Origin of the sequence: Paenarthrobacter nitroguajacolicus (genome assembly GCF_051027655.1) — a bacterium.
GTDB lineage: Bacteria > Actinomycetota > Actinomycetes > Actinomycetales > Micrococcaceae > Arthrobacter > Arthrobacter nitroguajacolicus.
Genome location: NZ_CP073234.1, coordinates 567,112 through 593,433, shown reverse-complemented (window position 1 = coordinate 593,433; position 26,322 = coordinate 567,112). Strand labels below are relative to the sequence as shown.

Sequence of the window (26,322 nt, the reverse complement as noted above, 5' to 3'; positions counted from 1 at the left end):
GGGGACCACGCCTGCTCGGCGTGGTCCCCTTTTGCGGCTCTGGCGTCAGACGGCTCCGCTCGCCACCAGGGCATCCTGCTCATTGTGGGTGAGGTAGCTCCGCTGGATGGTGATCTGGTCGGCCACGTACTTGGCGTCGTGCCAGACGCCCCAGATGAAGCTGGATCCGCGGCGTGACTGCCAGGGCAGGCCCAGGAAGTAGATGCCGGGCTCGGTGGATACGCCGCGTTGCTGCAGCGGCTTTCCCTTGTCATCGAAAGCGTCCACTTGCAGCCAGCTGTAGTCCACTGCGAAGCCTGTTGCCCACACGATGGAGGTGATTCCGGCCGCGACGAGGTCCAGCTCATGGATGGGATTGGTGAGGCTCTCCGGGTCCGGCCTGAGGAAGCGGGCTTCGGGTTCCTCCGGCAGGTCCAAACCATTGCGTTCCACGTACGCGTCGGCTTCGTCGAGCAACTCCAGATAGTGAGCATCGCCGTTGGCAATGTTGGTACGGAGATCGTCCGCGAAACGCATGGTGCCGTCCTGGATCTCCAGGGTCCGCCCCACGAGCTTGATTCCGTTCTCGGCGAGCGCCCGGAAATCCACGGTGTGGCCGCCGTCTGCCCCGCTGACCGCGATGGTCACGTGTTCGGCGCCCAGTGCCGGGGTGGAGGCGTCCCACTTGCCGAGAACACCGAGCCACCAGCAGAAGTCCCGGCCGCGGTAGTTCCGCGGAGGCCGGTCGTGAGGACCAACGGAAAGGTACACCTGCCGGCCTGAACGCTGGATTTCCGCGGCAATCTGGACGCCGGAGGAACCGGCGCCCACCACCAGGACGGCACCTTGGGGCAGTTGGCCGGGGTTGCGGTACGAGCTTGAGTGCATCTGCATGAGTCCGGCGGTTTCGGGAACGACGGCGGGGATCACCGGCCGCTGAAACGGCCCTGTGGCGGCTACGACGTAGCGTGCGTTGTATTCCCCATCGGATGTTTGTACGTGGAAGCCCGGCGCTCCGACGTTCCTGCGCACTGACTTGACCTCCACACCGCAGCGGATGGGCGCGCCGATCTTCTGGGCGTAGGCCACGAAGTAGTCGGCTACCTGCTCCTTGGAGGGGAAGGAGCCGGCCTCGATATCGGTGAATTCCAGGCCCGGGAAACGATCGTGCCAGGCGGGCCCGTTGGCAACCAGGGAATCCCATCTCATGGAACGCCACCGTTCGGCAATGCGGTGGCGTTCCAGGACGACGTGGGGAATTCCCCGCTCGCTTAGGTGCTCGCTCATCGCCACCCCGGCCTGGCCTGCCCCTACGACGAGGACCTCTACCTCTTGGCTTGACATGTGTTCTCCTATGTAGCGAAAGGTCGCAAACGCGCTGGCTGCTGCGGCCCTTTTCTGTGACGGTTAATTCATTCTCACGTGGACAAAGTGCATCTGCATAGCGAATAAAACAGCGCAACGACATCGAAAATTATGATGATTGGACTGCGCGCACCACAGCGCTGTGGCACCATGACATCAAGCTTCCAAAGACCATCGGGTACAACAGATCAGCAAGGAGAACGTGACGTGAGCACGCCCATCAAGATCGCCGTGACCGGAGCAGCCGGCCAGATCGGCTACAGCCTCCTCTTCCGGATCGCTAGTGGTGCCCTCTTTGGCGCCGATACTCCCCTGCAACTCCGGCTCCTGGAGATCACGCCCGCGTTGAAGGCACTTGAGGGAGTGGTGATGGAGCTCGATGACTGCGCGTTTCCCGCCCTCGACTCGGTGGAAATCGGCGATGACGCCGACCATATTTTCGACGGCGTCAACCTTGCCTTGCTGGTCGGCGCCCGTCCGCGTACCAAGGGCATGGAACGCGGCGATCTGCTCAGTGCCAATGGTGCCATTTTCACAGCACAAGGCCAGGCGCTGAACCGGGTGGCAGCCGACGACGTCAGAATCGGAGTGACGGGCAACCCGGCCAACACCAACGCCTTGATTGCCATGAGCAACGCCCCGGACATCCCTGCCTCGCGATTCAGCGCCCTGACCCGGCTTGATCACAACCGCGCCCTTGGACAGCTTGCTAGAAAGACTCAAGTCAGGGTCGGGGATATCCGCAAAATGACCGTGTGGGGCAATCATTCTGCAACGCAGTATCCGGACATCTTTCACGCAGAGGTTGCAGGCCGGAACGCGGCCGAGGTGGTGAACGATCAGGACTGGATCGAGAACGACTTCATCCCCACGGTTGCTCGTCGAGGCGCAGCGATCATCGACGCCCGGGGCGCGTCCTCTGCGGCATCAGCAGCGTCGGCAACCATCGACGCTGGACGCTACTGCCGCTGAGCTTTTCGACGAGCGGGCTGCCGTGGTTGAACTCGGCTTGATTGATCTCCGCCAGTGACGTGCTGTTGGCGTCACCAGCCGTGCAAGGTCGACGCCGGGCGCCTGCGCGGCAGCGACGACATTTGCGTCAACCCGTAGCCATCGCCGGGGCTGCGTAGCAGGTTAGTCGAAGAAGCCCACGATGTAGCCGATGAAGAAGAGCAGCGTGAGCAGGACGCCGGCACCGATGGCTGCAAGCCACAGGAACTGCGTGCCCTTCCTGGGACCGCCTTCGTCATGGCCCTGTGGTCCGGCGGTGGAGGCTTCGCCGGGAGGGGTCTCCCCCGGTGGTACCCCTCCGCCCGGCTCCAAGCCTGTGATCTTGCTGTGTTCAGGTTACTCTCATGGTGGTGTCCCGCGTCGAGGTCCGCAGCCGGTACAGGGACGTAGTGGCCGTGATGTAGAGATCCTGACCGTCGGCCCCTCCAAAGCAGAGATTGGAGACCTTTTCAGGAACCTCGACGGCGGCCAGCAGCGCCCCGCTGGGTGCATAGACACGAACTGACGAGCCTGCCGAGGTCCATACACGGCCCTCGACGTCAACGCGGAAGCCGTCCGAGGCCGCGTCATCTTCGAGCTCAACGAACGTGCTGCCTTCACCGCACGAGCCGCCCTTCACAGGGTAGGCAGCGATCCGGAACGGTACTTCATGCGCAGGGCCGGCCGTGTCCGCAACGTAGAGAAGCGACTCATCCGGGGAGAACGCCAGGCCGTTAGGGTGCACCAGATCCGTGACCACCGGAGTCAGTTCTGCTGTGGCCGGGTCAAATCGGAACACGTAGCAACCGCCGTATTCCTGCTCGCCCTCATGCCCTTCCACCGTCCCGGGCAGGATCCCGTAAGGAGGATCAGTGAACCACACGGTGCCATCCTCGGCCACCACAACATCGTTGGGCGAGTTGAGCCGATGCTCACCGAACGCTTCAACGATCGGCGTGACCACGCCGTCGTGGTCCCTCTCAACACGCCTGCGGCCGTGGCTGCACTGCACCACGCTGCCGTCGGGGTGGAGCGTCCGGCCGTTGGTGTACTCGACGCCGGTGGCGTATTCGCGCGTCGCGCCGGTGCTCGGAGAGAACTCGAGGATTCGGTTGTTGGGAATGTCGCTCCAGCGAACGGTCTGCGGCTGCGGAACCCAGAGAGGACCCTCGGCCCAAACGGTTCCTTCAAACAACTTTTCCAGGCTGCCGGTGATCAGTTCTTCCATAGGTTCGAGACTAGTCGTTGGCAGGTTCCGAGCTGGGCTTCTGAGCCCGTTCTTTGTTCCTGTGCGTTCCGTCGTCGGCGGGCATCACCAGGACCGCCACAACAGTAAGTACTGCGCTGACGAGCACAGCCAGGAAGACGGCAGTGGACGCGTGCACGGTAGTTTGCGGATCGGGACCGCCGCCGGGACCGCCGGCGTAGATAGCGTTGGCAATGGCACCGAAAACCGCAACACCGATAGAGCTGCCGATTGAACGCGCAAAGAGGTTAGTGCCCGTTACGACGCCGCGTTCATTCCATTCGACGCTGGTTTGCGCGGCAATAAGGCTCGGCGTCGCCACCAGCCCGAGTCCGAGCCCGACGACGAAGCACGCCATTGCCACCAGCAGAATGTTGGGCGTCGGGGCAGTGAGGGCAAGGATGGCCGAGCCGATCACCGTAATCACGATGCCGATGATGGCCGTGTTTTTGAAGCCGATTCGGAGGTACAACCGGCCGGCTTGCGACGCGCTGATGGGCCAGCCAATGGTCAACGCCGCCAAGGCGAGCCCGGCCAGAAGGGGCGAGGTTTTAAGGGACCCTTCCAGGAACGTCGGGACGTAGGTTGTGATGCCAAGCATGATCGCGCCAACACCGAAAGCGACCATCGCCGTCGTCGCCAGGAGCCTCCGGGAGACAACCCAAGGTGGCAGGACAGGCTCCGCCGCCTTCCTTTCCACCAAAAGAAACACAACAAACAGCAATGCCCCTCCGCCAAACACGGCGAAGCTGATCGGGGAATCCCAGGGCCAGGCTTGACCGCCCTGGAGGGCCCCGAGGATGAGCAGGCTCAAAGAAATCGTCAGCAGTCCGGCTCCCGCGTAATCGATGCGGTGCTTGGTTCTCTCGACGTTCTCGTGGAAAGTTCGGAGGAGCATCCAGGCTGCGATCAGGCACAGCGGGATGTTGATGAGGAAGATCCACCGCCAGATTCCCAATGACGCGAAGACGCCTCCCAGGGTTGGTCCCACTACGGAAGAAACGGCCCACACGCTGGCCAGATATCCCTGGACTTTTGCCCGCTCTGCAAGGGTGTAAATGTCACCCGCAATCGTGATTGCAACAGGCTGGACTGCGCCGGCCCCGAGCCCCTGGAGCACTCGGAATGCAATGAGCGCAGGCATGCTCCAAGCCAGCCCGCAGAGAATCGAGCCAAGCAGGAAAAGGCCTATGCCACCCAGGATGATTGGCTTGCGGCCCACGACGTCTGAGAGCTTGGCGTAAACAGGGACGGAGACGGCCTGTGCCAGCAGGTAGGCGGAAAAGAGCCAAGGGAACGAGGCGAAGCCGCCTATGTCCTCCACGATGGACGGCACTGCCGTGGCAACAATGGTGGCATCTATCGCCACCAAGCCCGTTGCGAGCATCAGCGCTATCAGTATGGGCCCGCGCCGGGAACGGAACCCGACCCCCTCGTCAGTCGCTGTGCTCATTTGCCCTTGCCCCCGCCTGATGTCCAGTTCTGCTGGTGGAGCCGCTCGAATCCATCCAGGAGGAGGTCAAGGGCAAATTCGAACTCGTATTGGTCGTCGCAGCCGTTCCCGACCACGGAACCGTCCTCATGCGCTGCCACGGCAGCAATCTTGAAGAGATGGGGAAAGTTCTCGGCCATCTGCTGGGCCATGGCGGCCCGGGCATCCGCCGGCACCTGTGCATGCTGGTTCCCAGCCCCCGCAGAGTCATCGAAGACCTCCTGGGTAAAACCCCACATTCGGCTTCCCATGGCATGCATGACATGGTGCGTGAGATCCACGGAAAAACCGCCCGTCAGGAACATCCCAGCGAAGCCGTCCATATACCCCAGGACTGCGGGGGTTACGTTCGTGCGGGTCTCAATCACAGGGCGGGCCCAGGGATGCCGCAGGAGTACCTGCCTGGCCGAAAGGACCCGGAGCCGGACAGCGGACTTCCACGGAGCGTCCGGGACAGGCGGGCCGATCTCGCCAACAATGGTGTCCACCATGCCGCCGAGGAGTTCTTCCTTGTTGGCAACGTGCTTGTACAGCGCCATCGGAACAACGCCTAGTTCCTGTGCCAGGCGACGCATGCTGAGCGACTCGATACCCACCTCGTCCGCGAGAACGACAGCGGCGCTTAGGACGCGGTCACGGTTCAGGGGTATGCGCCGGGCTGCCTCGGCTAGCAGGGTCATACGACTTCCTTCCGAACTAAGCCAAGGACGGGTACAGCCTTGACAGGTATACAGCGTACACCTAGTGTTTGGATCATAAAGGTGTACACCGTACACCTAGCGGTCTCCACCCATCACCTTCCGTTTTCCACCCAGAACGCAGGCAGAGTCATGACATCCAAAAACACCCCGCAGATCCGGAACCGCCGCACAAAATGGGCCGTGCCAGTGGCCCTGATCGTCCTCAGTCTCATTCCGGTGATTGCCGGCGCTGCGCGACTCACGGAGCTGACGGGCGGCGCGAACGTCACTCCGCAGAACGCCCGGTTCTTCGCTTCACCCATCCCGGTGGTAACGCACATCGTCACAGTCACGGTGTACAGCCTTCTGGGAGCCTTTCAGTTCGCACCCACGCTTCGACGCGTTTCCCCACCTCGACGCGGCAGGCAATCGTGGCACCAAATGGCCGGACGCATCCTGGTACCGGCGGGCCTGCTCGCTGGCTTGTCCGGCCTATGGATGTCGATGTTCTACGCCCTACCGGAAGGTGATGGCGAAGCCCTTCTGGTTCTTCGGCTGATCTTTGGTTCCGCCATGGTTGCGAGCATCATCATGGGGCTGTTCGCCATCCGACGGCGCGACTACGCCACCCACGGCGCGTGGATGACGCGTGCATACGCCATCGCACTGGGCGCGGGAACGCAGGCCTTCGTGTTCCTGTCCTGGATGCTGGTTGCGGGCCCCACAGACGAGGCAACAAGGGCAGTGCTCATGGGCGCATCCTGGGTTATCAATCTGACGGTGGCCGAGTACTTCATCCAACGACGACGGCGGTCCACCGGTCGGTTCCATGAGGAACCTCGGGTGACCCGCCGTCGTCGTGAATTTAGTAGTACTTAGTCGTTGATCAGGTCGTGAACAACGATGGTCTGGTCGCGGTCCGGGCCGACGCCGATGGCCGAGAAGCGCGTACCGGAGAGCTTTTCGAGGGCCAGCACGTAGTTGCGCGCGTTCTCCGGGAGGTCTTCCAGGGTGCGGGCCCCAGTGATGTCCTCGGTCCAGCCGTCGAAGTACTCGAAGATGGGCACCGCGTGGTGGAACTCGGTCTGCGTCATGGGCATTTCATCGTGGCGCACGCCGTCAACGTCGTAGGCAACGCAGACGGGGATCTGCTCGATGCCCGTGAGGACGTCCAGCTTGGTGACGAAGTAGTCCGTGAAGCCGTTGACCCGGGAAGCATGGCGGGCCAGGACGGCGTCGTACCAACCGCAACGGCGGGGGCGGCCGGTGTTCACACCGAACTCGCCGCCGGTCTTCTGCAGGTAAACGCCCATCTCGTCGAACAGTTCCGTGGGGAACGGGCCTGCGCCAACACGCGTGGTGTAGGCCTTGATGATGCCAATGGACCGCGAAATGCGGGTGGGGCCAATGCCGGAGCCAACAGACGCGCCGCCGGCTGTTGGGTTGGACGAGGTGACGAACGGGTAGGTGCCGTGGTCGACGTCCAGGAACGTTGCCTGGCCGCCTTCCATGAGCACAACCTTGCCCTCGTCCAAGGCGTTGTTGAGGACCAGTGTGCTGTCGATGACCAGCGGGCGCAGGCGCTCGGCGAAGGACAGGAAGTATTCCACGATCTCGTCCACCACGATGTCGCGGCGGTTGTAGACCTTGACCAGCAGTTCATTCTTCTGGCGCAGCGACCCTTCCACCTTCTGGCGGAGGATGGATTCGTCGAAGACATCCTGGACGCGGATGCCCAAGCGGGCCACCTTGTCCATGTACGCGGGTCCAATGCCGCGGCCCGTGGTTCCGATGGCCCGGCTGCCAAGGAAGCGCTCGGTCACCTTGTCCAGGACCTGATGGTACGGAGCAACGAGGTGGGCGTTGGCCGAGACCCGCAGGCGGGACGTGTCCGCGCCTCGGGCTTCAAGGCCTTCGATTTCCTGGAAGAGGGCCTCCAGGTTCACCACGCAGCCGTTGCCGATAATAGGTATTGCGTTGGGGCTCAGGATGCCCGCGGGAAGGAGCTTCAGCTCATACTTCTCACCGCCAACAACCACGGTGTGCCCGGCGTTGTTACCGCCGTTGGGCTTAACCACGTAGTCAACGCGGCCACCGAGCAGATCGGTTGCTTTGCCTTTGCCTTCGTCGCCCCACTGGGCTCCGACGATCACGATAGCGGGCATGGGATCCTCCCCCATTCTTTCGGGCCCGGACCCAGCCGGATGACCAGGACGAGACGCCGTACATGAGAATGCCCCGACGTAGCTGGTGCAGCCTGCCACAAGGCACGGCATACGCAAGAGTTTCGGGGCTCTTACCAGCCAAGTTTAGCCGATGACAACGGTTTCTCTGGTGTCAAGGAGGCGTTCCGCGACGTTTTGCCTAAGTTTTGGACTACCCGGCATGACGATTCAGAGATTGGTGCACGATCCGCCGACGCCGGCAATCAGGCCTGCATTGGCCCTGACCGACACGGGCGTGGACTTCCACCCCTCCGCGGCGATATGGATATCCACTTGGAACTGCGTGTTGAACCCCAAAATACCACCAAGGAGCGTAGCCGGAATCTCCGTAATGTAGCCCGCGGCAGAGCCAGTGGTATTCGCAACTCCGGGATAGCCCTGGAGTGTGGTCACCGTAGATCCTGCGGTGACCAGGTGCACGTCAATTACTGCGTCCGTCAGGTTTGTGTAGGTGGACGGCGGTTTCCAAAATACCCTCACGTAAGCGCCGGCGCCGAGGAACGCGGGGTTGTACTCGCAAGCGCCATTGAGGGTCGCTGGCGGAATCGTGATGGTCCCGAAGCTCCCCTCGCCGAATTCACTCCGCTGCCAGGAGGCGTCGGTCACGGATGACGGGCTTGAGGTGGAGATCAGCAGGGCCAAGGCCATCGCCGCGGAACTCAACAAGCCGAGCCGCTTCTTCATGCCCGCGCACCCCGAAAACGCGCAAGTGCGAACCCTGCCGCCACTGCAAACACGCCCAGCACCGCGAAGCCAGCCAGTCTGGCGCCGGTACCAGCCAACCCAACGGACGACGGCGGCCCGCCCGGGCGTGCGGTGGCGGCACCGAAAGTGTCATCTCCAACCGCGTCGCCCGAACCATGGACGCCCACCACGATCTGCGTGCGGCTCCCTTGTACCTCCTCAGGAACGTCCTCCGCCAGCGCCGCGCTCACAAGGACGTATGCCCCCCTGGACCAGGTGCTGCCGTCTTGCATGAGGTCAATCCTCAAGCCCTCGGCAAGCTTTAGATCCGTGGGCCCAAGCAAGCTCTGTTCACCGTGCGCGCACGAGGTGCCCTCCCACGGCTGGTCACAGGAGCGTAGTTGCACGCTGAGGAAGTCCCGGAACCTCGTGGACTCACTACTAGGGGGACCTGCAGATTCGGTCGGCTGGATCCATACTTCCAGCGAACCAGCAGCCTCACCCCGGGCGTACACGTCTACCTCCCAATCCGCCCTCCCACCCGGAGTGAGACGGTGCACCTCCCCAGCCGGACCGGCGTCGAGCTCCAACCATCCGGAAGGTCCTTCCTGCGCGTGGGCCGGAGGCGCACCCATCAAGAAGATGGCCAGCAACCCCGGCAAAGCCCCCAACTTAGGCAGCAGCATGATGCCCTCTTTTGCGCCGCGAACCGCGCCGGGATGCGTTTCGGGGCCACAACACCCAGCTCACGAGCGCCGCTACGCAGACGGTAGTTGCGCCCAACACCACCGGGTTGGCGACAGCGGCCAGGGGATACGCAAGACCGGGGACGGACCAGAGCACGATCCGGACCCGCTCCACGACGTAGGGCGCCGGATCAGCCTCGGCGTTGGCGTCCCCTTTCATGGTAATGGCCCGGGCAGCACCCTCCGCCGGTTCAACGTTCTGGATCCTGTGTGTAATGGGCAGCTTTCCGGGGCGGTCCACTGTGACAATGTCGCCAGTTTTTACCTCGGCCGCCGGAATCTCGCGAACAACGGCCAGCGAACCTGCCGGGATGGTTGGTGACATGGAACCGGTTTTGAAGAGAATCAGGGTGATGTTGAACGCCACCGCGAGAACCACGGCGATGAGGCAGACGGCACCGCCCGCGGCAGCCAGGTTTAGCAGTGTCTCCCGCAAGCGGTGCTGAAACCGGCCACTGCGCATTCCGGGCCTGCTCATGAGCTTGAGGTAGCAGTAAACTGCCAGATCGCGGTTGCCGTCTGACCCTGCAACGCATTGTTTGCCCCCGCCGGAAGCGACACTTCAAAGCAGAACTGCGTGGCCGCCCCCGGCAGGCTCTCCGTTGCCGCCGCCAGTGGATTTACGACGCCGACGGCTTGGCCCACGGTCAACGGCTTCACGCCATCGCTACCAACCACAAAATCCTGGCTACCTGTAAACGACGACGCCTCGCATGTAGCCGATCGGACCACCCGATAACGCAGCGCAGCCCCCAAATCTGCCACCCCCGTTCCGCTACTGGACACCACGGGAATCCCGAGCACTACCTCACCCGCGACGGATGTGGCCTTGGTCCTGACGGCGAACGGCGCATAGAACACCGTGCCCGGGCTCATGGCAGCGGCATTGAACACCAAGGTGGCACCGGGTGAAGCGTCGTTGGTGCTCCATGTACCCAAGGCGTCATATGGCTTGGTGACATTGGATTCAGTTCGGAACACGCTGGCTCCGAACGAACCACTCGCGAAGTCGCTGTCGGTCCACGAAGCGAGTGTGACTGAGCCACCGAGTCCCAGAGCCAATGCCCCTGCGAGGAGCGCGCGGATACGAAGGAAAATTACACCGCGCTTTGTTTTTGCTCGTCGATGACCCATGAGTCACTGCGACTGTGCGGCGAATTCCCACGTCGTGGACCCGGTTTGGGCTTGGACGACTGCCCCGGCGGTCACCCTGAAGCAGAGGTTAACGGGCGTTCCGGGGTCAGTATCGGCTCCTTGAGCCAAGGAGAAGGTGACGCTTGCCGGCGTCGTCCCCAGCGTTTGTCCGGCCGCCACCAACGTTCCCGTGACAGCTTCTGCGCACCCAAAAGCGTCAGACTGTGTGAGCTCGTACGTTAGGCCTGCCAGGGACCCCGTAGAACCTTCCGTGGAGATGGTCACCTCGGCGTCATAGCTTGACGCCGCATCCAACCTGACAGCGAACGGAGCGGATACGACATCGCCCGGCGAAAGGTTTGACGGGTTGGTGGTGAATGCCAACGTGGCAGGCGAGCCCACCGGATTTTCAGTGAACGTGGTTCCGTTGGTGCTGCCCTGGAGATTGAAGGATCCTGCTGTGAAGGTGTCTTGGGCAAACTCGGAGCTGTTCCACGCGGCTAAGGTGATCGCCGCACCCACTCCCAGAACCAGACCACCCGCCAGGATCGCGCGGACTTTTGGAGCCTTGCCGGGACGCTGCCCTGATTCTGGCGATGCTTCTGTTGATGCAACCACGTTTACCCCCGAGGTAGATGATGCCAGTGATGGTGTCGAAGACCGGTGCATTGAGTCAGGGGTTTCAGAATAGGTTCCCCCAAAACCAATAGCCCCAACCCATCACCTGTGCACGTCAAAGTCAACGGCTTTGACGTGACAGATAGATAAAGGTTCATGCTCGACGGCGCGGGGCACAGAGTGTACCCACCTGCTGTCTCATCCGATGCGGCGGACTGCAACGCCGCTTCGGCAGGCCAGTCTTCCGGCATCTTGCCGGAATCCGCACACCGTCGTCGAGACTCCCGCCACGTTCCGGGGCAACACGCCGTGTCGCATTCGGGGGCGCGCCGAAGCGGCACCCGTTCACCCCCATAGTCCGGTAAGGTTAGTTAGCCCCCAACAGCACCCTTTGAGGTTTGGCTGCGGCATGCCCGCGGCACCTTGGAACGGTGCGCTGTAACACCTAGGAGACCTAACCCCTGATGCAAGAACTGGCGACTGAATCACCCGAAGAAATCCTCTGGAACCGCCGCTACGAACCGCACATCGCCGAGGTCAACGAGTTGTGCGACTCCATCAAGGAGCAGAAGCCGGGCAGCGAGGTCCTTTACATCGACCCCGCCCACAGCATGGATGACTGCCGCATCGTCAGCCTTTTCTCCAATCAGCGCACCAACACCGGCGAAGGTTTCATCAACCCGGGTGACGAGGAAGCCAACACCCGCATGCTCGGTATGCAGTGGCAGCTGGGCCTGCGTCCCGCGCTCATGATGCCCTGGAACGCCTACCCGTGGATCGAGCCGTCCGAGGAACCGGGCAAGCTGACTCCGGCCAACATCACCGAAGGTCTCAAGCCGCTCCTGCGTCTCCTGCAGCTCCTGCCGCGTACGTCCGCCCTGGTGGCACACGGCAACGAGGCACACCGCCTGGCCGATCAGCTCATGAAGGCCGCACCGGCCAGCATCGCCCGCCGCGGCTTCAAGACCTTCAAGGTCCGCTCGCTGGGTGGCCGCTCCTTCGCCGGCACCCCTGCCCGCCAGCAGGAATACCTGGACGCCATCCACGGCGCCTACGCCGAGGCAATGGCCCGGACGGGCATTCCCCGCAAGGCCTAGTTACCAACGCACGCATAACGACGGCGGCCCCCACCTTTTGGTGAGGGCCGCCGTCGTCGTTGGGGTGCTTGTGTTGATCTGGAGGCCTTAGCCGACCAGCATGCTGCGGAGATCCTTCAGGATCTGCTGGGCGCCTGTGGGGCCGAGGCCGAGGAACCAAACGTCGTCGCTGACTGACTTTGCCTGGCCGGCTTTGACCGCGCCAAGCTTGGGCCAGACTGCGCCTTCAACCACGGAGGTTTCGCCTGTTGCTGCGGGATCGCCGTAGCTGCTGTAGAAGATCCAGTCCGCGTCGCCCTGTTCGATGTTCTCGGCCGAAATCTCGGCAGCGAGTTCATCAATGTTCTGGTTCTCGGGACGGGCAAGGCCCGCGTCCTTCAGGATGACGCCGATCAACGACTTGTTCGCATACAGGCGGATCTTGCCCGGCAGGAAGCGGACCAGGGAAATCTTGGGATCGCCCTTCACGTCTGCCTTGAGGGCATCCGCTTCGGCCTGGTAATCGTTGAGCGCCTTGACGGCCTTGTCCTCTTCGCCCAGGGATTTGCCCACCAGGAGGAAGTTTTCTTTCCACGGGAATCCGGGGCGGATGCTGAAGACCGTGGGGGCGATGGCGGACAGCTGCTTGTACAGCTTGTCGGCGCGGAGCTGGCTGCCCAGAATGAGGTCCGGCTTGAGAGCTGCGATTGCTTCAAGGTTGAGGTCCTGGATGGTCCCTACGGAAGCCACATCCTTGACCTTGTCAGCCAGGTAAGTGGGGACAGGGTTGGCGCCTTCAGTGGTGGCCATGCCCACCGGCGTGATGCCGAGGGCCACGACGTCGTCCAACTCGCCGGTGTCGAGGACCACGACGCGGGTGGGCTTCTTCTCCAGGGTGGTCTCACCGTTGGCGTGCTTCAGGGTCCGCGGGAAAACGCCGGGGGCAGCGTCCGTGCCCAGCTTGGCCGTTTCCTGGTCCGCGGTGGTGAACTTGGAACCGCCCGTGGCAACGTCGGCGTTGCCGGCAGCCGAACCTGACCCGCCACTGGTGCCGCAGCCCGCAATGAGGCCAGCCACCAAGGCGACTCCGGCCACCTTCATAGCGAGCTTACGCATGCGGGAGGCCCTACGCGGCTGCACTTCAAAATCGTCATTTTTCACTGGGTAAGGCTAACCTAATTAAGACACACATTCGTGACGTTGTGACGACGGTCACGGAATGGCCGTCATATTGCTGCCCCTCTTCGAAATGGTCCCCTGCTGTGTCCCCATCGACGGCGTTATGTCCCAAGTAGCCGCTCCCGCCCGTCCGGCTGCAACCGCAGTTGCCAGTTCCGGCGTCGTCAATAAATCCCCTTGGCGGATCCTCTTTCTCGCCTTAGCGGCAGCAGTCCTTCTGGGCGCGGCGATCCTCAGTCTCGGTGTGGGAGCAAAATCCATCCCTGCGACAACGGTCCTTGAAGCGTTCATCAATCCCCAGGACACGGCGGATCATGCGATCATCCTTCAGAATCGGCTGCCGCGTACATTGATGGGCATCGCCGTCGGCATTTCCCTTGGCGTGGCCGGCGCGCTCATTCAGGCGATCACACGGAATCCGTTGGCCGATCCGGGCATCCTGGGCGTCAACGCCGGAGCTTCGTTTGCCATTGTGATTGCCATCGGCGTCTTCGGTATCGGATCCCTCAGCGGCTACATTTGGTTCGCGTTTGCCGGGGCAATCCTGACCACCGCAGCGGTCTACCTGATCGGCACCTCCGGCAGGAACGTGGTGAATCCCATCAGGCTGACCCTCGCCGGTGTTGCCCTGGGCGCGGTCCTCACCGGTATCGGCTCGGGTCTCACCCTCCTGAACCCCAAGGCTTTCGACCACTTGCGCTCGTGGAGCATCGGCTCGCTGGACACCCGGAGCATGGAGTCGGTCATGACCGTGGCGCCGTTCATGGTGGTGGGATTGATCATCGCGCTGTTCTGCGTTGGCGGGCTCAACGCCGTGGCACTGGGCGACGACCTCGCCACTTCCCTCGGCGCCAACGTCAACCGCACCCGGATCCTGGGCGTCGTGGCCATCACCCTCCTCAGCGGAGGAGCGACCGCCGGAGCAGGTGCGATCGGCTTTGTGGGGCTCATGATTCCGCACGTGGCCCGGTGGATCGTTGGCCCGGACCAGCGCTGGATCCTGGCCACCACCGTGGTGCTCTCCCCCATCCTGCTCCTTGTGTCGGACGTGGTGGGCAGGGTCGCCGCACCCGGCGAGCTTCAGGTGGGTGTTGTGACGGCGTTCATCGGTGCGCCGGTCCTTATCGCGTTGGCTCGGCGCCGGAAAGTGAGTGGGCTATGACGCGATTGGACCCAAGAAGCCGCCTGGATTTTGGCCGGCCGACAGCCCTGGTCCGTAACCGTTCGCTGAGCCTCCGGTTCGATGTCCGCAGCATTCTTGTCTGCATCCCTTTGATCCTCGCGGCCCTTACGGTAGCGATCGTGAGCCTGGCAACCGGCGACTACGACGTCACCGTGCAGCAAGTCCTGCAAGCCTTCACGGGCGACGCCCCTGGGCTGGCCCAAACCATCGTCATGGAATGGCGGCTCCCCCGCGTTCTTTCGGCACTTGTGTTCGGCGCGGCCTTGGGAATGAGCGGCGGCATCTTCCAATCGATGACCCGAAACCCGCTGGGCAGCCCGGACATTATCGGCTTCAATACCGGCGCCTACACTGGTGCGCTTATTGTGATGCTGACTGTTGGAGGCGGTTACCTTGGCATCGCAGCGGGTGCCCTCGTTGGCGGTATCCTCACTGCCCTGGCCGTCTATTTGCTGGCTTACCGGCGCGGCTCCCAGGGCTTCCGGCTCATCATTGTGGGCATCGGCATCAGCGCCATGCTGGCCGCGTTCAACCACTGGCTGATCCTGCAGGCCGAGCTTGAGGCCGCCCTGGCTGCAGCTGTCTGGGGTGCCGGGTCCCTCAACGGCATCACCTGGCAGCAAGCGGCGCCTGCCGCCGTCGTGGTTGTTGTGGTTGGCGTGGCCACGCTGGCAGTGGCGCGTCGGATGCAGTTGCTGGAAATGGGCGACGACGCCGCCCGCGCCTTGGGAGTCCGGGCGGAACCCACCCGTTTGTTGCTGCTGGTCCTGGGCGTGGCGTTGACTGCAGCCGTCACGGCGGTTGCGGGTCCCATCGCGTTCGTGGCCCTGGCCGCGCCCCAACTTGCCCGTCGTCTTACCCGAAGCGCCGGTATAACTCTGGTGCCATCCGCCGTGATGGGTGCATTCCTCTTGGTGGCCAGCGACCTCGCAGCCCAGCGCTTGTTCGCCCCGATCCAGCTGCCCGTGGGCGTTGTGACGGTGTGTATCGGCGGTATCTACCTCGTCTGGCTGCTGGCCAGGGAAGCAAGGAAATCATGAGCCTCACCTCTGTTGCGCCGCAGCTCCACGCCGAAGCACTGACCATCGGTTATGAGCAACGCATCATTTCCGAAAACCTCAACGTGCGCATCCCCGAGGGGCAGTTCACCGTCATCGTCGGGCCCAACGCCTGCGGCAAATCCACGCTGCTGCGCGCCCTCGCCCGGCTGATCAAACCCCGCAGCGGACAGGTCATGCTCGACGGGAAATCCGTGACCTCACTGCCCGCGAAGGAACTTGCCCGCCGTCTCGGGCTCCTGCCGCAATCCTCCATCGCGCCCGACGGCATCACCGTTGCGGACCTTGTAGCCCGCGGCCGCTACCCGCACCAGAAGCTGCTGCGGCAGTGGTCCGTCTCCGATGAGATTGCGGTCGTCGAAGCGATGGAGGCCACCGGTGTCGCGTCCTTGTCCGGCCGACTGGTGGATGAACTGTCCGGCGGCCAGCGGCAGCGTGTGTGGGTGGCCATGGTCCTCGCCCAGCAGACGCCGCTCATGCTCCTGGACGAACCCACCACGTTCCTTGACATCGCCCACCAGATCGAGCTGCTGGAACTCTTCCGCGAGCTGAACCTGGACAAGGGCCACACCTTGGTTGCCGTACTGCACGACCTCAACCACGCCAGCCGCTACGCGGACCACATCATCGCCATGAAGGACGGCGTGGTGGTGGCCGAAGGCGCTCCCGCGGACGTAATCACTGAATCCTTGGTGGAAGAAGTGTTCGGCATGGCCTGCCGGATCATCGACGACCCCGTGACCCACACACCGCTGGTGGTTCCCCTGGGGCGCCCGCGGCACGCAGCGGTCACGGACTAACGACCTTAACGACGACGGCGACCCTCGCCTTTCGGTGAGGGTCGCCGTCGTCGTTTGCTTGAGTCCCTAGCGGGCTTCGAGCGCTGCCTTGGCCTTGGGGTCCGAGTCGTTCAGGAACTTCTCGATCCGCTCCGGCTCTTCAGCCTCGCCGATTGCAGAAGCGGCGCGACCCAAAGCGTAGAGCGCCCGAAGGAAGCCCTGGTTGGGCTCGTGCTCCCATGGGATGGGTCCGACGCCGCGCCAACCGTTGCGGCGCAGGGAATCCAGGCCGCGGTGGTAGCCAACACGGGCGTAGGCGTAGGACTCAATGGTCCGGCCCTCCGCCCAGGCTTCCTCCGCGAGGATGGCCCACAGAAGAGACGACGTGGGGTTCTTCGCCACCAGGTCCAGCGCTTCGTTGCCGAGTGCCAGGTGCTGGTAGATCTCGGTTTCGGCGGGCAGGAGCGTGGGCTCCGGCCCCATCAGGTTCTTCCGGAATTCGTCGGACATTAGAAGGTCTTGCCAACCGATCCGAGCTGCTGGGCGGCTTCGACGATGCGTGCGGCCATGCCAGCCTCGGCGGCAGCGCCCCAGACGCGGGGGTCGTAGGTCTTCTTGTTGCCCATTTCGCCGTCGATCTTCAGGACGCCGTCGTAGTTGGCAAGCATGTGGCCGGCTACCGGGCGGGTGAAGGCGTACTGGGTGTCGGTGTCGATGTTCATCTTGATGACGCCGTAGGAAACGGCGTCAGCGATTTCCTGCTCCGTGGATCCAGAACCGCCGTGGAAGACCAAGTCAAACGGGTTTTCCTTGCCGATCTTGGCGCCAACCTCGGCCTGGATCTGCTTGAGCAGTTCCGGGCGGAGCTTCACGTTGCCCGGCTTGTACACGCCGTGCACGTTGCCGAAGGTCAGCGCGGTGAGGTAGCGGCCGTTTTCGCCGGCGCCGAGGGCCTCGATGGTGGCGAGGGCGTCTTCGGTGGTGGTGTAGAGCTTCTCGTTGATTTCGTTCTCAACGCCGTCTTCTTCGCCACCGACAGTGCCGATTTCAACTTCGAGGATGATCTTGGCAGCTGCGGCGCGTTCCAGCAGCTCGCGGCCGATGCGCAGGTTCTCGGAGAGGGCTTCGTGCGAGCCGTCCCACATGTGCGAGTTGAAGATCGGGTCCTTGCCGGCCTTCACGGCTTCCTCGGAAGCGGCCAGCAGCGGGAGGACGAAGTCCGCCAGCTTGTCCTGCGGGCAGTGGTCCGTGTGGAGGGCGATGTTGACGTTGTAGTTCTTGGCTACTTCGCGGGCGAACGCGGCGAAGCCGAGGGAACCGGCAACCATGTCCTTGACGGACGCGCCGGACCAGTAGGCTGCGCCACCGGTGGAAACCTGGATGATGCCGTCGGATTCGGCCTCGGCGAAACCGCGGATCGCAGCGTTCAGAGTCTGCGACGACGTCACGTTGACCGCGGGGAAAGCGAATCCGCCAGCCTTTGCGCGGTCGATCATCTCGGAGTAAATCTCTGGGGTTGCAATGGGCATGGTGACTCCTATGCTGAATTCGTCTGTGGGTTGGTAACCCTGGAGTAGACCGCTTACGGCTTGCACCCATCCTAGCGATATCCGCCGGGACGCCGTGTTTCGGGTCACTGGTGGTTCTTAACACTTCCGCCGAGTTGGCATTTAACCCCCATGTTGCGGCAAGACATGGGGGTTAAGTGCCACCTCGGCGCTACTTCCATCCGCGGCTTTGGAGCGCCCGGCGGACTTTATGAACGACGGCGGGTCTCTCACCTTCGAGGTCGTGCTTGGAGATCCGGACTTCAAGCCAGCCGTAGGCCAGGGAGCGTTCCTGGCGTTCGATGTCCCTGAGGTGTTGTTCGGCGCCGCCATGGTGTTGGCCGTCGTACTGAAGCGAGACTTTCCACTCGAGGTACGCGGCGTCCGGCCACAGGACTGGCAGGCCGAGGTGATTGCGGACCACGTGGTTCAGTTCAGGTTCAGGCAGGTTCGCGTCGATCAAAGCCAACCGCATGTGAGTTTCCGGAGCCGAGTCGGCGCCGACCCGGATGAGTTCCAGTGCTGCCCGTGCCGTGCGCACTCCGCGCATCCCAGGGTGGCGCCCTACGATCTCCCGTAACTCCTCGATGCTGCATAGCGCGTCCTTAGGCACAGGGAAATCGGGACCGTGCGAGCACACCAGGGAATCACCGGCCGCGACCAGGTCCTCCAGCTTTAGCACGGAAGCCATGTCCAGCCAGGTCCGCGCGGGCGAGGTGAGCTTGACGCCGTCGTGCTCAACAGTCTCCCCCGGCAGGAAGGTGAGCAGGTGTCCGGCCACGTTGACCCGCCGGGGAAAACTGAATCCCCGCCGCCGGGCCAGGTGAATCCGCCAATCGCCACTGACATAGCCGGGCAGCGGGACATTCCACAGCCGGGCGGCACTGGGCATGACAAGCACGGACGCATCATCCAGATCCGTGTAAGCCCGTAGGGCTGCCGCCCCTGTGGCACCGGACAGGACCGGCACCCTCACACCGCGGGAAACAGTCACCAGATCCTTGGCAGCAGTGCGCTTGCGGGTCACGCCGGCCTTGTCCGATGCACGCAAGGAAAACGAGCCCGTGGTCAGATGGTCCGGAAGGTTTGTCCTGCGCATTCCTCATTCTGGCTTGCCCACCAGACTCCCCGCGGGGTTATCCACAGGTGATGCCGCCGCCCGCCCCGCGAGTTGGCAGATAACCCCCATGTTGGGCTCGGACATGGGGGTTATCTGCCAGTTCGGCGGGAGGTGAGTTATCCGTTCAGCCAGCAGTTGCTCGCCGGACTCCTGTCCGCAAAGCGACGCTCCAGGAACACGAAGGCCTGCGGGATCGCCGCCGCATACCCTCCAACGTGGGTAGCCCCGGCAGTGGTATCGAAGTACACAGACGAACCCGCCGCGCACCATCGCTTGGCCAACTGGCGGCCCTGATCGTAAGGAATGACATCGTCCAGCACACTGTGGGAGAGCAGCACCGGAACCACGGGTGCGCGCCCGTTGCCGATTTTCTGTTCCGCGATCACTGGCTTGACCTGCGGCAGGTCCAACAGTGAACTCAGCTTCTCCCCGGACACCGTGAGCCCGGTAGTGTCCAGGAAGCCGCTGGAGGCAATGGACTGCACAGTGCATTCCTGGTCCGTCGCGGCGATTTTCGCTTGGCCGGCAACACTAAGATATGGGCCAAGGTCCAGCCTCCCGGCAGCGCTCATGCCGGTCACCGCATAGAGAAGGAAGCCGGTGTACAGCCCGCCGTCGAGGTTGCGTCCCACTGAGGGAAGATCCGCCGGGACCGCACCGGCATAGGCGCCCTTGAGGTTCAGCTCCGGCGCATACTGCGCCGCAAGTTCGACGGCAGCTGCCGAGGCGCCACCGCCCTGGGAGTATCCAGCGAGGGCCACTGGTCCGCCGGCCACAAGCTCAGGGTTACCTAGTCGCTGGGCCGCGCGGACGACGTCGAGCACTGCGTGTGCCTGCGAGGCGCGATCCATATATGTGTGGCTGCCCGGAGTGCCCAGTCCTTCATAATCGGTCACCGCAACGGAGTATCCCCGCGCCAGTAAACCGGCGATGAAGACGCCCTCGTACTCCTCGCCCGCAGCCATGGCCCGGGAGGGCGCGCACTGATCGCCCTGCCCTTGGGTTCCCACGGCGTACCCCACCAGCGGACGAGCGCCCGCGCCTATCCAGGGCGTGGACGGAACCAGGACAGTGCCGGTCACTGCGACGGGAACACCGGCGCTGTTCACGGATCGGTACATGACGCGCTGCACCGCGGCCTGCGCCCTGATGGCCTTAAGGGGATCGACGTAGAAGACCGACGACTCAGTCCGGATCACGTCGCCGTTGGCGGGTGGCAGCGCGGCCGGGGCGGCGTAAAAGTCGGCGGGCTCCGGGGCCGCAGTGGCAGCCCCACCGCTGCCCGCCGCGAGCAGGAAAGCAAGGATGAAAGCGGAAGACAGTCGTAGAGAAGGATGCTTCATTGAACCTCCAGTAGTAGCCGTGCTCATCGTTGAGCACGGTTCACGCCAGATGTTACTTATGAGTAACATCCGGGCCTAGGGATTCAGCGAATATTTCTTGCCGCGAGATGGCACTTAACCCCCAAGTTTTCGGAAAACATGGGGGTTATGTGCCAACTCGGCGGGGCGGGGCAACTCGCCAGGGCGGGGCCGGGCGGCCGGGGGCTAAGAGACGGGCTGCTGAAACACGTGCCGGCGGACCCAGGCGTGCATGGCGATGGCCGCGGCCGAGGCTGCGTTCATGGAGCGGGTGGAGCCGAACTGCTCAATGGAAAGCGTTGCGACGGCGGCATCGTGCACCTCCGGCGTCAGGCCGGGGCCCTCCTGGCCGAACACCAGCACGCAATTCTTGGGGAGGTCGTAGGTCTCCAGCGGCACGGAGTCCGGGAAGATATCGATGCCGATCACTGCCAGCCCCTCCTCCTCAGCCCACTGGACGAAGTCCTCAACGGTGGGGTGGTGGCGGACATGCTGGTAGCGGTCGGTGACCATGGCCCCGCGACGATTCCACCGCCGTCGACCAATGATGTGTACCTCTTTGGCGAGAAAGGCGTTGGCCGTCCGCACTACGGTCCCGATGTTGAGGTCGTGCTGCCAGTTCTCAATCGCGATGTGGAAGTCGTGCCGCTTGGAATCAAGGTCGGCCACGATCGCCTCGTGCTTCCAGTAGCGATACTGGTCCACCACGTTGCGGCGGTCACCATCCCTCAACAGGTCCGCGTCCCAGTGCTCGCCCACCGGCCACTCGCCCTCCCAAGGCCCGACGCCGACCTCGGGTTTCGCTTCCGCCTCACCTTCCGGTGTGGTTTCGGCAGGCGTGGGCAGGGCGTTATTGGGGGGAAGGTCAGTCACCCCTCAACTTTAGCCCTGCCCCGTGGCCTGCCTGAGCGCTGAGCTGAGCGCCGTCAGCCCATCTTCCACTTGTTGATGCGGTACGAGTTACCCAATTGCTCGAAGAGCCCGGGGTGTGCATCCCAATACGTTTTGTGGCCACTGACGCCGAGCATCTGCGGGGTTCCCCACGGCGTCACGGAGAACAGGTTCACGGCCTGAATCTCTTCGCCGCGGGCGTTGGTGCAAGTGAACGCGATGACCACAGCCTCACCTCTGCGGAACTCACGGATTTCCGGCATGGTGGTCTTGAAGTCAGCCGTGCACTTGTGGCCCACCAGGTTCTGGGGCAGTTCGGTAGCGGTCATCCCCTTGTAGCGGGTTTCGATGTCCTTGATGGCCTTCTTGATCTCCGCCGGATCCTTGCCGAACTTGCCTTCCTCAGACTCTGCGAAGAAAGCGTAGGCGAGCGCAATTCCGTCACCGTCCGCCTCCACAGTTCCTTGGGCCTTCTTCTGGATCTCTACACCGGTGGTGGGGTCCTTGGTGATGCCAAACGACTCGTCGTGGGTCCACTCGGCCAGGTATTGGAAGGAGGATTCACCCGTGACCCACTTGCTGAACAGCGGATCGCCATCAGCCGGTACGTTGCTCGGTCCGGCCAACTCGTCCCACCCTGCGGGCAGGGGGATGGCGTCAGAGGGGATCTCGGAGGATGCCGAAGCCTCGCCGGAAGGTTCAGCAGACGGCTCGGCTGCAGCCTCTGACGCTTCTTCGGAGGACGTCACCGATGGCAGCGGAGTATCAACTGCTGTTGGCTTGGTCATCGATGGAATCAGCCACGTGAAGGTCACCACCAGCGCAATAATCACGACGACGGCGACACCACCCAGGATGAGGAACAGGGACTTCTTGTTGTGGTCGCCCGGGTTCTGGCCGGGGCCTCCGGGTCCGCCCGGCTGTCCCGGGTAGCCCGGCTGGCCCGGTTGCCCGGGCTGCGCCTGGGGGTAGCGGTGGACGGTTTCGGCGTACTCGCCATCGGGATGCACCGGCTGGTTTGGGAAAGCCTGAGTCTGGGCTTCCGGCTGATAAATCGGCTGAGTCTGCCCCGGCTGGTACTGGCTGTACTGGTCCTTGCCAGTGTCGTATCGCGGCTGCGGAACACCGTCCGGGGTGTAGGGAGGCTGCGGCACTCCGTTGTTGTTGCTCATGACAGGCCCTTTCACATGCGGTGGACACCGGGATGTCTCTGGGGACACCTGGTGGACGATCCGGAACGAGGGGACCTGCTAACAATGCGGCGGCACCTAAAAATTCACCATGTCGATCCCCCGACCCACGGTGGTGGCACGCCAGCGCCTGGAAGCCAGCGCCGCCACAAGCGTAGTCGAGCACGACGTGCGCAACGCAAGTCACGTCGTCGAACAGGTGGGGTTTGCTGCCTTATTCAAACCGCGTGACGGTCATGGCCGTACTTCCCCGGACAAGGCCGAAGGTTGCCACTACGGCACAGCAGGCCAGTACGAGGCTCAAGCCCAGGGCAGTAAAGTATCCGGGTTCCGGCCAGTCCACCTGATAGCTGTCGTCGATTGCGGTAACCATGAGCCAGGCCGTGAGGAATCCCAACCCTATGGAGAGCACCAACACGCTGAGGAGCGGGACAGCTGCTTCCCGGGTGATGACCCGGCGCAGGACGAAGGGTGGCATGCCCATGAGCCGCATTAAGCCCAGGACTCTTTGCCGGTCCAGGATGGCCGAAGCCGTCCCGACCGCGAGTGAAAGCCCGGCAATGGCGACAGCCACAAACATGCCGAGATATGCCAGAACTGACAATCCGTGGATGAGGCGGCGGGATGATTGGAGCTGGAAATCCGAAGTGGAGGCGGCTGGGGTGGCAGTGATGCCCGAGCTGTCCAAGGCGGTCCGGGCGCGATCCATGGCTTCGGGCGTACCGTCGGTGCCGAGCACCATGACTACCGGCACCAGCCCTTCCATGTTCCCACTCGGCACCGGCGTCAGTTCCAGTGGCTGCGCTGTCCAGAAGTACAGAAACTCTCCATCCACGGCAACAGTCTCTGATGCGGGAATGTCCGTAAATCCCAAGCCCGGGGCATCCGCGGCACTGAAGAACAGCTCGGAACCGGAACCCCTTTCGGACAGCGCAGCGGGGCCATAGCCAACGATGGCATTCCGAATGCCCGCCAGTTCCTTGGCAGCCGTGGCGGCTCCGAGAACGGCCGCCGGGCTCTGTCCCGGACCAATTGCAGCGTGCAGGCTGGTGGGCTGAAGAAGTCCGGGCCGGGCCGCCGGCGCATCGGTGGACTGGATGACGCTTGATGCTCCAGCGAAGACGGAGACCACGAACACCGCGATGATCAATCCCGAGACGGAGCGGAAGGTCGCAACCGGGGTCCTTTGGATGCGGCTGGCGGCAATGACCGTCGCGGCGCTCCTGGCGTGACGGGCTCCAGCGCGGCTCACCATCCGGGTCAACCAAGGGCCGATCGCCACGATGCCTGCGAGAACCATCAGGAAGCCACCCACCAGCAAGGGAGACTCAAGCCATGGCAGCCGAAATTCCAGGATGCGAATGAGGACCACTGCCGCAGCCATGCAGGCGAGCCCTAACAACAACGGCACGGTGCGCCATGCTGTTGGTCTCTTCTCGTGGACCACCCTGCTCACGCCCAGTGGTCCGACGTCCGCCCGGGCTGTCCGGACTGCGGCCACCAGCGCGGAGGCTGCCACCACGACGGCCACCACCGTGACTGCCCCGAACCATCCGGTCCGAAGGTCCTCGACGAACATTCGCGTCCCGTTGACCGGTATCTGCGCGGTAGCGGGGCTCAGCAACGCTGCTGCCAGCACGCCTGCCATTGCGCCGATCAGGCTGGGGATGGCAATTTCGACGGCGGCAATGTGCGAGACCGTGCGTGGCGACGCACCAATGAGCCGCAAGGTAGCAAATCGTTCCCGTCGCTGCGCAGCACCCAATCCCGTGACAATGCTGATCAACAGCAGAACCGGGAAGAACACCGCAATAGCGCCGATGATCAGGACCGTGGTGTAGCCGGCCGCGCTGCCTCCATAGGGGTTGCTGGTGAAATTCGACACGAGGGAAGCGGTTCCGCTGCCGCGGAGTTCGGCTTCCTCTGCGCCGGTGATGACCACCAACGAGTCCGGACCCGGCAGGGCAGAGTCACTGATCGTGCCGGCAAACTCACCGAAACGATTCCCCAGTTGATCTCCGGGCGTTGACTCGATCAAGCGCTGTAGCTCCGGCGAAGCAAAGTAGCTACCAGGTTCCGGAGGGGTGCCAACACCGGGAATTTTCACGTTGGCCGAGGGAAGGGCGGCAAAGTCACGGCGTTCAATGAGCTGGTCGCGGAAGATTTCCGTGCCTCGAGTTTTCATGAGCGCTGTTTCCGGCGTCAACGGAATGGGTTTGGCGAGCCCTGAGCCATCCGGAGCGTCCGAAAAAGCGGGCATCCCCTGTTCCCGTAGCCAGGCGCCACGGTCGTCACGCCCTTGCAGCCCGTTGGCACCACCCCACAGCAACAGCAATAGACAAACCCCGACGGCGACACCTCCAGCAATTCCGGCAAGCCGGCCATAGGCGGAGCGACTGCCGATTACTGCGAGGCGAAACAGTCCCGCATTCACGCGGATACCCGGTATCCGGCACCCATGGCGCCATCCCGGACGATGACTTCCCGATCGGCATACGCGGCGGTTCGGGCATCATGGGTGATCATCACCACCGTTGTTCCGGAGTCACGGACGAGATCGAGCATCAGTGTCAGCACGTTCTCCGATGCGAGGGAATCGAGCGCGCCCGTGGGCTCATCCGCGAACAACACGGCAGGCGAGGTAACCAATGCCCGGGCGACCGCGACGCGTTGGGCCTGGCCGCCTGAGAGCTCCCCGGGCAACTTGGAACCGAGACCGTCCAAGCCCAGCCGTTCCAGGAGATCCGCAGATTTGCGGAGTGCCTCGGGACGCCTGGCCCCGTGCAACAGGAGCGGAATGCTCACGTTGTCCACTGCTGAGAGCTCCGGTAGCAGCTGGCCGAACTGAAAAACGAACCCGAAATCAGTCAGCCGCAGCCGCGCCCTTTTCGGTTCCGGCAGGGCACTGATTGCCACAGGAGTTCGTCCGCCCGGGTGGTAGGTTACCGAACCGCCGTCGGGCTTAATGACTCCGGCCAGGCAGTGCAACAGAGTGGATTTTCCTGAGCCTGATGGCCCCATGACGGCGAGCACCTCGCCTGCCAGGACATCGAGATCGACACCCCTCAGTGCCTCCGTCCGGCCGAAGGAGTGGTGCAGGCCGCGGGCGCTGATGATGGGTGTTGCAGCGTGGTTGGTGATCATGCGCTCTGCAGCTCCTTCTTGAGTTGGGTGAGGCGTGCGCTGGTGAGGTCGATCCAGCGGAGGTCAGCTTCGATGTGGAACAGTCCGTGATCGCACATGAGGACGTGCAGCAGCCCGGCGTCTCTCTTCATCCGGGTCAGTTCACGCATGCGGGCCATGTGTTCGCTGCGCTGTACATCGAGAAGACGCTCAGCGTCGTCGTCGAGGAGCAAAGCGATGACTGTCTTGGCGAAGAGGTTGCTTTGCAGGGACTCTGAGGGAACGTCGGGGGTGAACAGCCACTCGCGAACCTTGGCCTTACCGGCAACAGTGATCTCGTATTTCTTGCGGTCCGGGCCACCGCCGGTTTCCTCCCCCAAGGCGCGGATCAACTCGTCGCGGACCATTCGGGCCAGCGTCGAGTACACCTGCCCGAACGCCAACGCCTTGCCGGCGCCGAAGTAGCGGTCATACGAGTGCTTGAGGTCGTAGCCATAGCTGGCCTCAAGATTCAGGAGACCCAGAAGGGTGAGTGAGTTGTTCACTCGTCCATCTATACACTGAGTTTATAGTGCTACGCCAGTAGGCGAAACAGGATGTCCCCCCGCCCGAATAATGAAAGACTGGGTGGCAGTGCATGAACAATCCCAGCCGGA

The 26,322-nt window shown here is 63.2% G+C and carries 26 protein-coding genes and 2 pseudogenes; 6 read left to right on the top strand and 22 right to left on the bottom strand.

What is annotated here, in order from left to right; translation table 11 throughout:
- Positions 1-45: 45 nt before the first annotated feature.
- The gene (locus KCX59_RS03055; RefSeq protein ID WP_179017889.1) at positions 46-1,323 is read right to left on the bottom strand and encodes a flavin-containing monooxygenase; all 1,278 of its coding nucleotides are present in this window, start codon (positions 1,321-1,323) and stop codon (positions 46-48) included.
- Between the two features lie 228 nt (positions 1,324-1,551).
- Here KCX59_RS03055 and KCX59_RS03050 point away from each other — a divergent pair.
- Positions 1,552-2,304: pseudogene (locus tag KCX59_RS03050) on the top strand (malate dehydrogenase); the annotation flags it as partial.
- Between the two features lie 174 nt (positions 2,305-2,478).
- Here the strand turns inward: KCX59_RS03050 and KCX59_RS03045 are convergent.
- From KCX59_RS03045 to KCX59_RS03030, 4 genes are read right to left on the bottom strand one after another with little or no spacing between them, the layout of a single operon-like run.
- Positions 2,479-2,676, bottom strand: coding sequence for a DUF6480 family protein (locus KCX59_RS03045; RefSeq protein WP_179017926.1), 198 nt, complete (start codon positions 2,674-2,676; stop codon positions 2,479-2,481).
- A gap of 10 nt (positions 2,677-2,686) precedes the next feature.
- Positions 2,687-3,562 (bottom strand): SMP-30/gluconolactonase/LRE family protein, encoded by an 876-nt coding sequence (locus KCX59_RS03040; protein ID WP_179017890.1) that lies wholly within the window; start codon positions 3,560-3,562, stop codon positions 2,687-2,689.
- A gap of 10 nt (positions 3,563-3,572) precedes the next feature.
- Entirely contained in the window at positions 3,573-5,033 is a 1,461-nt protein-coding gene (locus KCX59_RS03035) for an MFS transporter (protein ID WP_179017891.1), read from the bottom strand.
- Positions 5,030-5,752 (bottom strand): TetR/AcrR family transcriptional regulator C-terminal domain-containing protein, encoded by a 723-nt coding sequence (locus KCX59_RS03030; protein ID WP_178996633.1) that lies wholly within the window; start codon positions 5,750-5,752, stop codon positions 5,030-5,032. Before KCX59_RS03030 ends, KCX59_RS03035 begins: the two co-directional genes overlap by 4 nt.
- A 150-nt stretch (positions 5,753-5,902) precedes the next feature.
- Between KCX59_RS03030 and KCX59_RS03025 the strand changes: the two genes are divergently transcribed.
- Positions 5,903-6,631, top strand: a complete 729-nt coding sequence (locus KCX59_RS03025) for a DUF2306 domain-containing protein (RefSeq protein ID WP_179017892.1) — start codon at positions 5,903-5,905, stop codon at positions 6,629-6,631.
- Here KCX59_RS03025 and KCX59_RS03020 read toward each other — a convergent pair.
- The 7 genes and pseudogenes from KCX59_RS03020 to KCX59_RS02990 all read right to left on the bottom strand — a co-directional run bounded on the left by KCX59_RS03020 (position 6,628) and on the right by KCX59_RS02990 (position 11,159).
- Positions 6,628-7,917, bottom strand: a complete 1,290-nt coding sequence (locus tag KCX59_RS03020) for an adenylosuccinate synthase (protein WP_178996637.1) — start codon at positions 7,915-7,917, stop codon at positions 6,628-6,630. The genes KCX59_RS03025 and KCX59_RS03020 overlap by 4 nt on opposite strands.
- Positions 7,918-8,145: 228 nt before the next feature.
- Positions 8,146-8,661, bottom strand: coding sequence for a hypothetical protein (locus KCX59_RS03015; RefSeq protein ID WP_178996640.1), 516 nt, complete (start codon positions 8,659-8,661; stop codon positions 8,146-8,148).
- Positions 8,658-9,347, bottom strand: coding sequence for a hypothetical protein (locus KCX59_RS03010; protein WP_179017893.1), 690 nt, complete (start codon positions 9,345-9,347; stop codon positions 8,658-8,660). The genes KCX59_RS03015 and KCX59_RS03010 overlap by 4 nt, the downstream gene beginning before the upstream one ends.
- Positions 9,334-9,885 (bottom strand): signal peptidase I, encoded by a 552-nt coding sequence (locus KCX59_RS03005; RefSeq protein WP_256871483.1) that lies wholly within the window; start codon positions 9,883-9,885, stop codon positions 9,334-9,336. The genes KCX59_RS03010 and KCX59_RS03005 overlap by 14 nt, the downstream gene beginning before the upstream one ends.
- Entirely contained in the window at positions 9,882-10,388 is a 507-nt protein-coding gene (locus tag KCX59_RS03000; protein ID WP_256871484.1) for a hypothetical protein, read from the bottom strand. The genes KCX59_RS03005 and KCX59_RS03000 overlap by 4 nt, the downstream gene beginning before the upstream one ends.
- A 45-nt stretch (positions 10,389-10,433) precedes the next feature.
- Positions 10,434-10,541 (bottom strand): annotated as a pseudogene (locus KCX59_RS02995) (hypothetical protein); the annotation flags it as partial.
- A gap of 3 nt (positions 10,542-10,544) precedes the next feature.
- The gene (locus tag KCX59_RS02990; RefSeq protein WP_370629199.1) at positions 10,545-11,159 is read right to left on the bottom strand and encodes a SipW-dependent-type signal peptide-containing protein; all 615 of its coding nucleotides are present in this window, start codon (positions 11,157-11,159) and stop codon (positions 10,545-10,547) included.
- Positions 11,160-11,623: 464 nt separating this feature from the next.
- Between KCX59_RS02990 and KCX59_RS02985 the strand changes: the two genes are divergently transcribed.
- Positions 11,624-12,256: a hypothetical protein gene (locus tag KCX59_RS02985; protein ID WP_091465063.1), complete on the top strand. Its 633-nt coding sequence runs from the start codon at positions 11,624-11,626 to the stop codon at positions 12,254-12,256.
- 87 nt (positions 12,257-12,343) lie between these two features.
- On the opposite strand, the gene KCX59_RS02980 is transcribed toward KCX59_RS02985, so the two are convergent.
- Complete coding sequence (locus KCX59_RS02980) at positions 12,344-13,351, bottom strand: ABC transporter substrate-binding protein (RefSeq protein WP_179017895.1); 1,008 nt, start codon at positions 13,349-13,351, stop codon at positions 12,344-12,346.
- A 133-nt stretch (positions 13,352-13,484) separates the two neighbouring features.
- On the opposite strand from KCX59_RS02980, the gene KCX59_RS02975 reads away from it, so the two are divergent.
- Genes KCX59_RS02975 through KCX59_RS02965 form a run of 3 tightly spaced genes read left to right on the top strand, consistent with a single transcriptional unit; the run spans position 13,485 to position 16,455 of the window.
- On the top strand, positions 13,485-14,576 hold the full coding sequence (locus KCX59_RS02975; protein ID WP_178996709.1) for an iron chelate uptake ABC transporter family permease subunit: 1,092 nt from the start codon (positions 13,485-13,487) through the stop codon (positions 14,574-14,576).
- Positions 14,573-15,637: an iron-enterobactin ABC transporter permease gene (gene fepG, locus KCX59_RS02970; protein ID WP_179017896.1), complete on the top strand. Its 1,065-nt coding sequence runs from the start codon at positions 14,573-14,575 to the stop codon at positions 15,635-15,637. The genes KCX59_RS02975 and fepG overlap by 4 nt, the downstream gene beginning before the upstream one ends.
- Positions 15,634-16,455: an ABC transporter ATP-binding protein gene (locus KCX59_RS02965; protein ID WP_179017897.1), complete on the top strand. Its 822-nt coding sequence runs from the start codon at positions 15,634-15,636 to the stop codon at positions 16,453-16,455. Before fepG ends, KCX59_RS02965 begins: the two co-directional genes overlap by 4 nt.
- A 66-nt stretch (positions 16,456-16,521) precedes the next feature.
- Here the strand turns inward: KCX59_RS02965 and KCX59_RS02960 are convergent, their stop codons facing one another.
- The 9 genes from KCX59_RS02960 to KCX59_RS02920 all read right to left on the bottom strand — a co-directional run bounded on the left by KCX59_RS02960 (position 16,522) and on the right by KCX59_RS02920 (position 26,211).
- Complete coding sequence (locus KCX59_RS02960) at positions 16,522-16,944, bottom strand: DUF3151 domain-containing protein (RefSeq protein ID WP_011773312.1); 423 nt, start codon at positions 16,942-16,944, stop codon at positions 16,522-16,524.
- On the bottom strand, positions 16,944-17,963 hold the full coding sequence (gene fbaA, locus KCX59_RS02955) for a class II fructose-bisphosphate aldolase (RefSeq protein WP_178996652.1): 1,020 nt from the start codon (positions 17,961-17,963) through the stop codon (positions 16,944-16,946). Before fbaA ends, KCX59_RS02960 begins: the two co-directional genes overlap by 1 nt.
- A gap of 190 nt (positions 17,964-18,153) precedes the next feature.
- The gene (locus tag KCX59_RS02950) at positions 18,154-19,080 is read right to left on the bottom strand and encodes an endonuclease domain-containing protein (RefSeq protein WP_179017898.1); all 927 of its coding nucleotides are present in this window, start codon (positions 19,078-19,080) and stop codon (positions 18,154-18,156) included.
- A gap of 137 nt (positions 19,081-19,217) precedes the next feature.
- The gene (locus KCX59_RS02945) at positions 19,218-20,444 is read right to left on the bottom strand and encodes a lipase family protein (protein WP_179017899.1); all 1,227 of its coding nucleotides are present in this window, start codon (positions 20,442-20,444) and stop codon (positions 19,218-19,220) included.
- A gap of 204 nt (positions 20,445-20,648) precedes the next feature.
- Positions 20,649-21,335, bottom strand: a complete 687-nt coding sequence (locus KCX59_RS02940) for a TrmH family RNA methyltransferase (RefSeq protein ID WP_178996658.1) — start codon at positions 21,333-21,335, stop codon at positions 20,649-20,651.
- 53 nt (positions 21,336-21,388) lie between these two features.
- The gene (locus KCX59_RS02935; RefSeq protein WP_179017900.1) at positions 21,389-22,525 is read right to left on the bottom strand and encodes a hypothetical protein; all 1,137 of its coding nucleotides are present in this window, start codon (positions 22,523-22,525) and stop codon (positions 21,389-21,391) included.
- A gap of 232 nt (positions 22,526-22,757) precedes the next feature.
- A complete protein-coding gene (locus tag KCX59_RS02930; protein ID WP_256871485.1) occupies positions 22,758-24,803 on the bottom strand; it encodes an FtsX-like permease family protein in 2,046 nt (681 codons plus the stop codon).
- 170 nt (positions 24,804-24,973) lie between these two features.
- Entirely contained in the window at positions 24,974-25,687 is a 714-nt protein-coding gene (locus tag KCX59_RS02925) for an ABC transporter ATP-binding protein (protein WP_179017902.1), read from the bottom strand.
- Positions 25,684-26,211, bottom strand: coding sequence for a PadR family transcriptional regulator (locus KCX59_RS02920; protein WP_178996665.1), 528 nt, complete (start codon positions 26,209-26,211; stop codon positions 25,684-25,686). The genes KCX59_RS02925 and KCX59_RS02920 overlap by 4 nt, the downstream gene beginning before the upstream one ends.
- Positions 26,212-26,322: the final 111 nt, after the last annotated feature.

Coding starts and splice junctions, on each gene's coding strand:
- KCX59_RS02950 (WP_179017898.1), bottom strand. CDS start 19,080: ATGCGCAGGACAAACCTTCCGGACCATCTGACCACGGGCTCGTTTTCC.
- KCX59_RS02945 (WP_179017899.1), bottom strand. CDS start 20,444: ATGAAGCATCCTTCTCTACGACTGTCTTCCGCTTTCATCCTTGCTTTC.
- KCX59_RS02980 (WP_179017895.1), bottom strand. CDS start 13,351: ATGCGTAAGCTCGCTATGAAGGTGGCCGGAGTCGCCTTGGTGGCTGGC.
- KCX59_RS02965 (WP_179017897.1), top strand. CDS start 15,634: ATGAGCCTCACCTCTGTTGCGCCGCAGCTCCACGCCGAAGCACTGACC.
- KCX59_RS03025 (WP_179017892.1), top strand. CDS start 5,903: ATGACATCCAAAAACACCCCGCAGATCCGGAACCGCCGCACAAAATGG.
- KCX59_RS02960 (WP_011773312.1), bottom strand. CDS start 16,944: ATGTCCGACGAATTCCGGAAGAACCTGATGGGGCCGGAGCCCACGCTC.
- KCX59_RS02985 (WP_091465063.1), top strand. CDS start 11,624: ATGCAAGAACTGGCGACTGAATCACCCGAAGAAATCCTCTGGAACCGC.
- KCX59_RS03030 (WP_178996633.1), bottom strand. CDS start 5,752: ATGACCCTGCTAGCCGAGGCAGCCCGGCGCATACCCCTGAACCGTGAC.
- KCX59_RS02930 (WP_256871485.1), bottom strand. CDS start 24,803: ATGCCCGCTTTTTCGGACGCTCCGGATGGCTCAGGGCTCGCCAAACCC.
- KCX59_RS02935 (WP_179017900.1), bottom strand. CDS start 22,525: ATGAGCAACAACAACGGAGTGCCGCAGCCTCCCTACACCCCGGACGGT.
- KCX59_RS03040 (WP_179017890.1), bottom strand. CDS start 3,562: ATGGAAGAACTGATCACCGGCAGCCTGGAAAAGTTGTTTGAAGGAACC.
- KCX59_RS03015 (WP_178996640.1), bottom strand. CDS start 8,661: ATGAAGAAGCGGCTCGGCTTGTTGAGTTCCGCGGCGATGGCCTTGGCC.
- KCX59_RS03005 (WP_256871483.1), bottom strand. CDS start 9,885: ATGAGCAGGCCCGGAATGCGCAGTGGCCGGTTTCAGCACCGCTTGCGG.
- KCX59_RS02975 (WP_178996709.1), top strand. CDS start 13,485: ATGGTCCCCTGCTGTGTCCCCATCGACGGCGTTATGTCCCAAGTAGCC.
- KCX59_RS03010 (WP_179017893.1), bottom strand. CDS start 9,347: ATGCTGCTGCCTAAGTTGGGGGCTTTGCCGGGGTTGCTGGCCATCTTC.
- fbaA (WP_178996652.1), bottom strand. CDS start 17,963: ATGCCCATTGCAACCCCAGAGATTTACTCCGAGATGATCGACCGCGCA.
- KCX59_RS03035 (WP_179017891.1), bottom strand. CDS start 5,033: ATGAGCACAGCGACTGACGAGGGGGTCGGGTTCCGTTCCCGGCGCGGG.
- fepG (WP_179017896.1), top strand. CDS start 14,573: ATGACGCGATTGGACCCAAGAAGCCGCCTGGATTTTGGCCGGCCGACA.
- KCX59_RS03055 (WP_179017889.1), bottom strand. CDS start 1,323: ATGTCAAGCCAAGAGGTAGAGGTCCTCGTCGTAGGGGCAGGCCAGGCC.
- KCX59_RS02925 (WP_179017902.1), bottom strand. CDS start 25,687: ATGATCACCAACCACGCTGCAACACCCATCATCAGCGCCCGCGGCCTG.
- KCX59_RS03020 (WP_178996637.1), bottom strand. CDS start 7,917: ATGCCCGCTATCGTGATCGTCGGAGCCCAGTGGGGCGACGAAGGCAAA.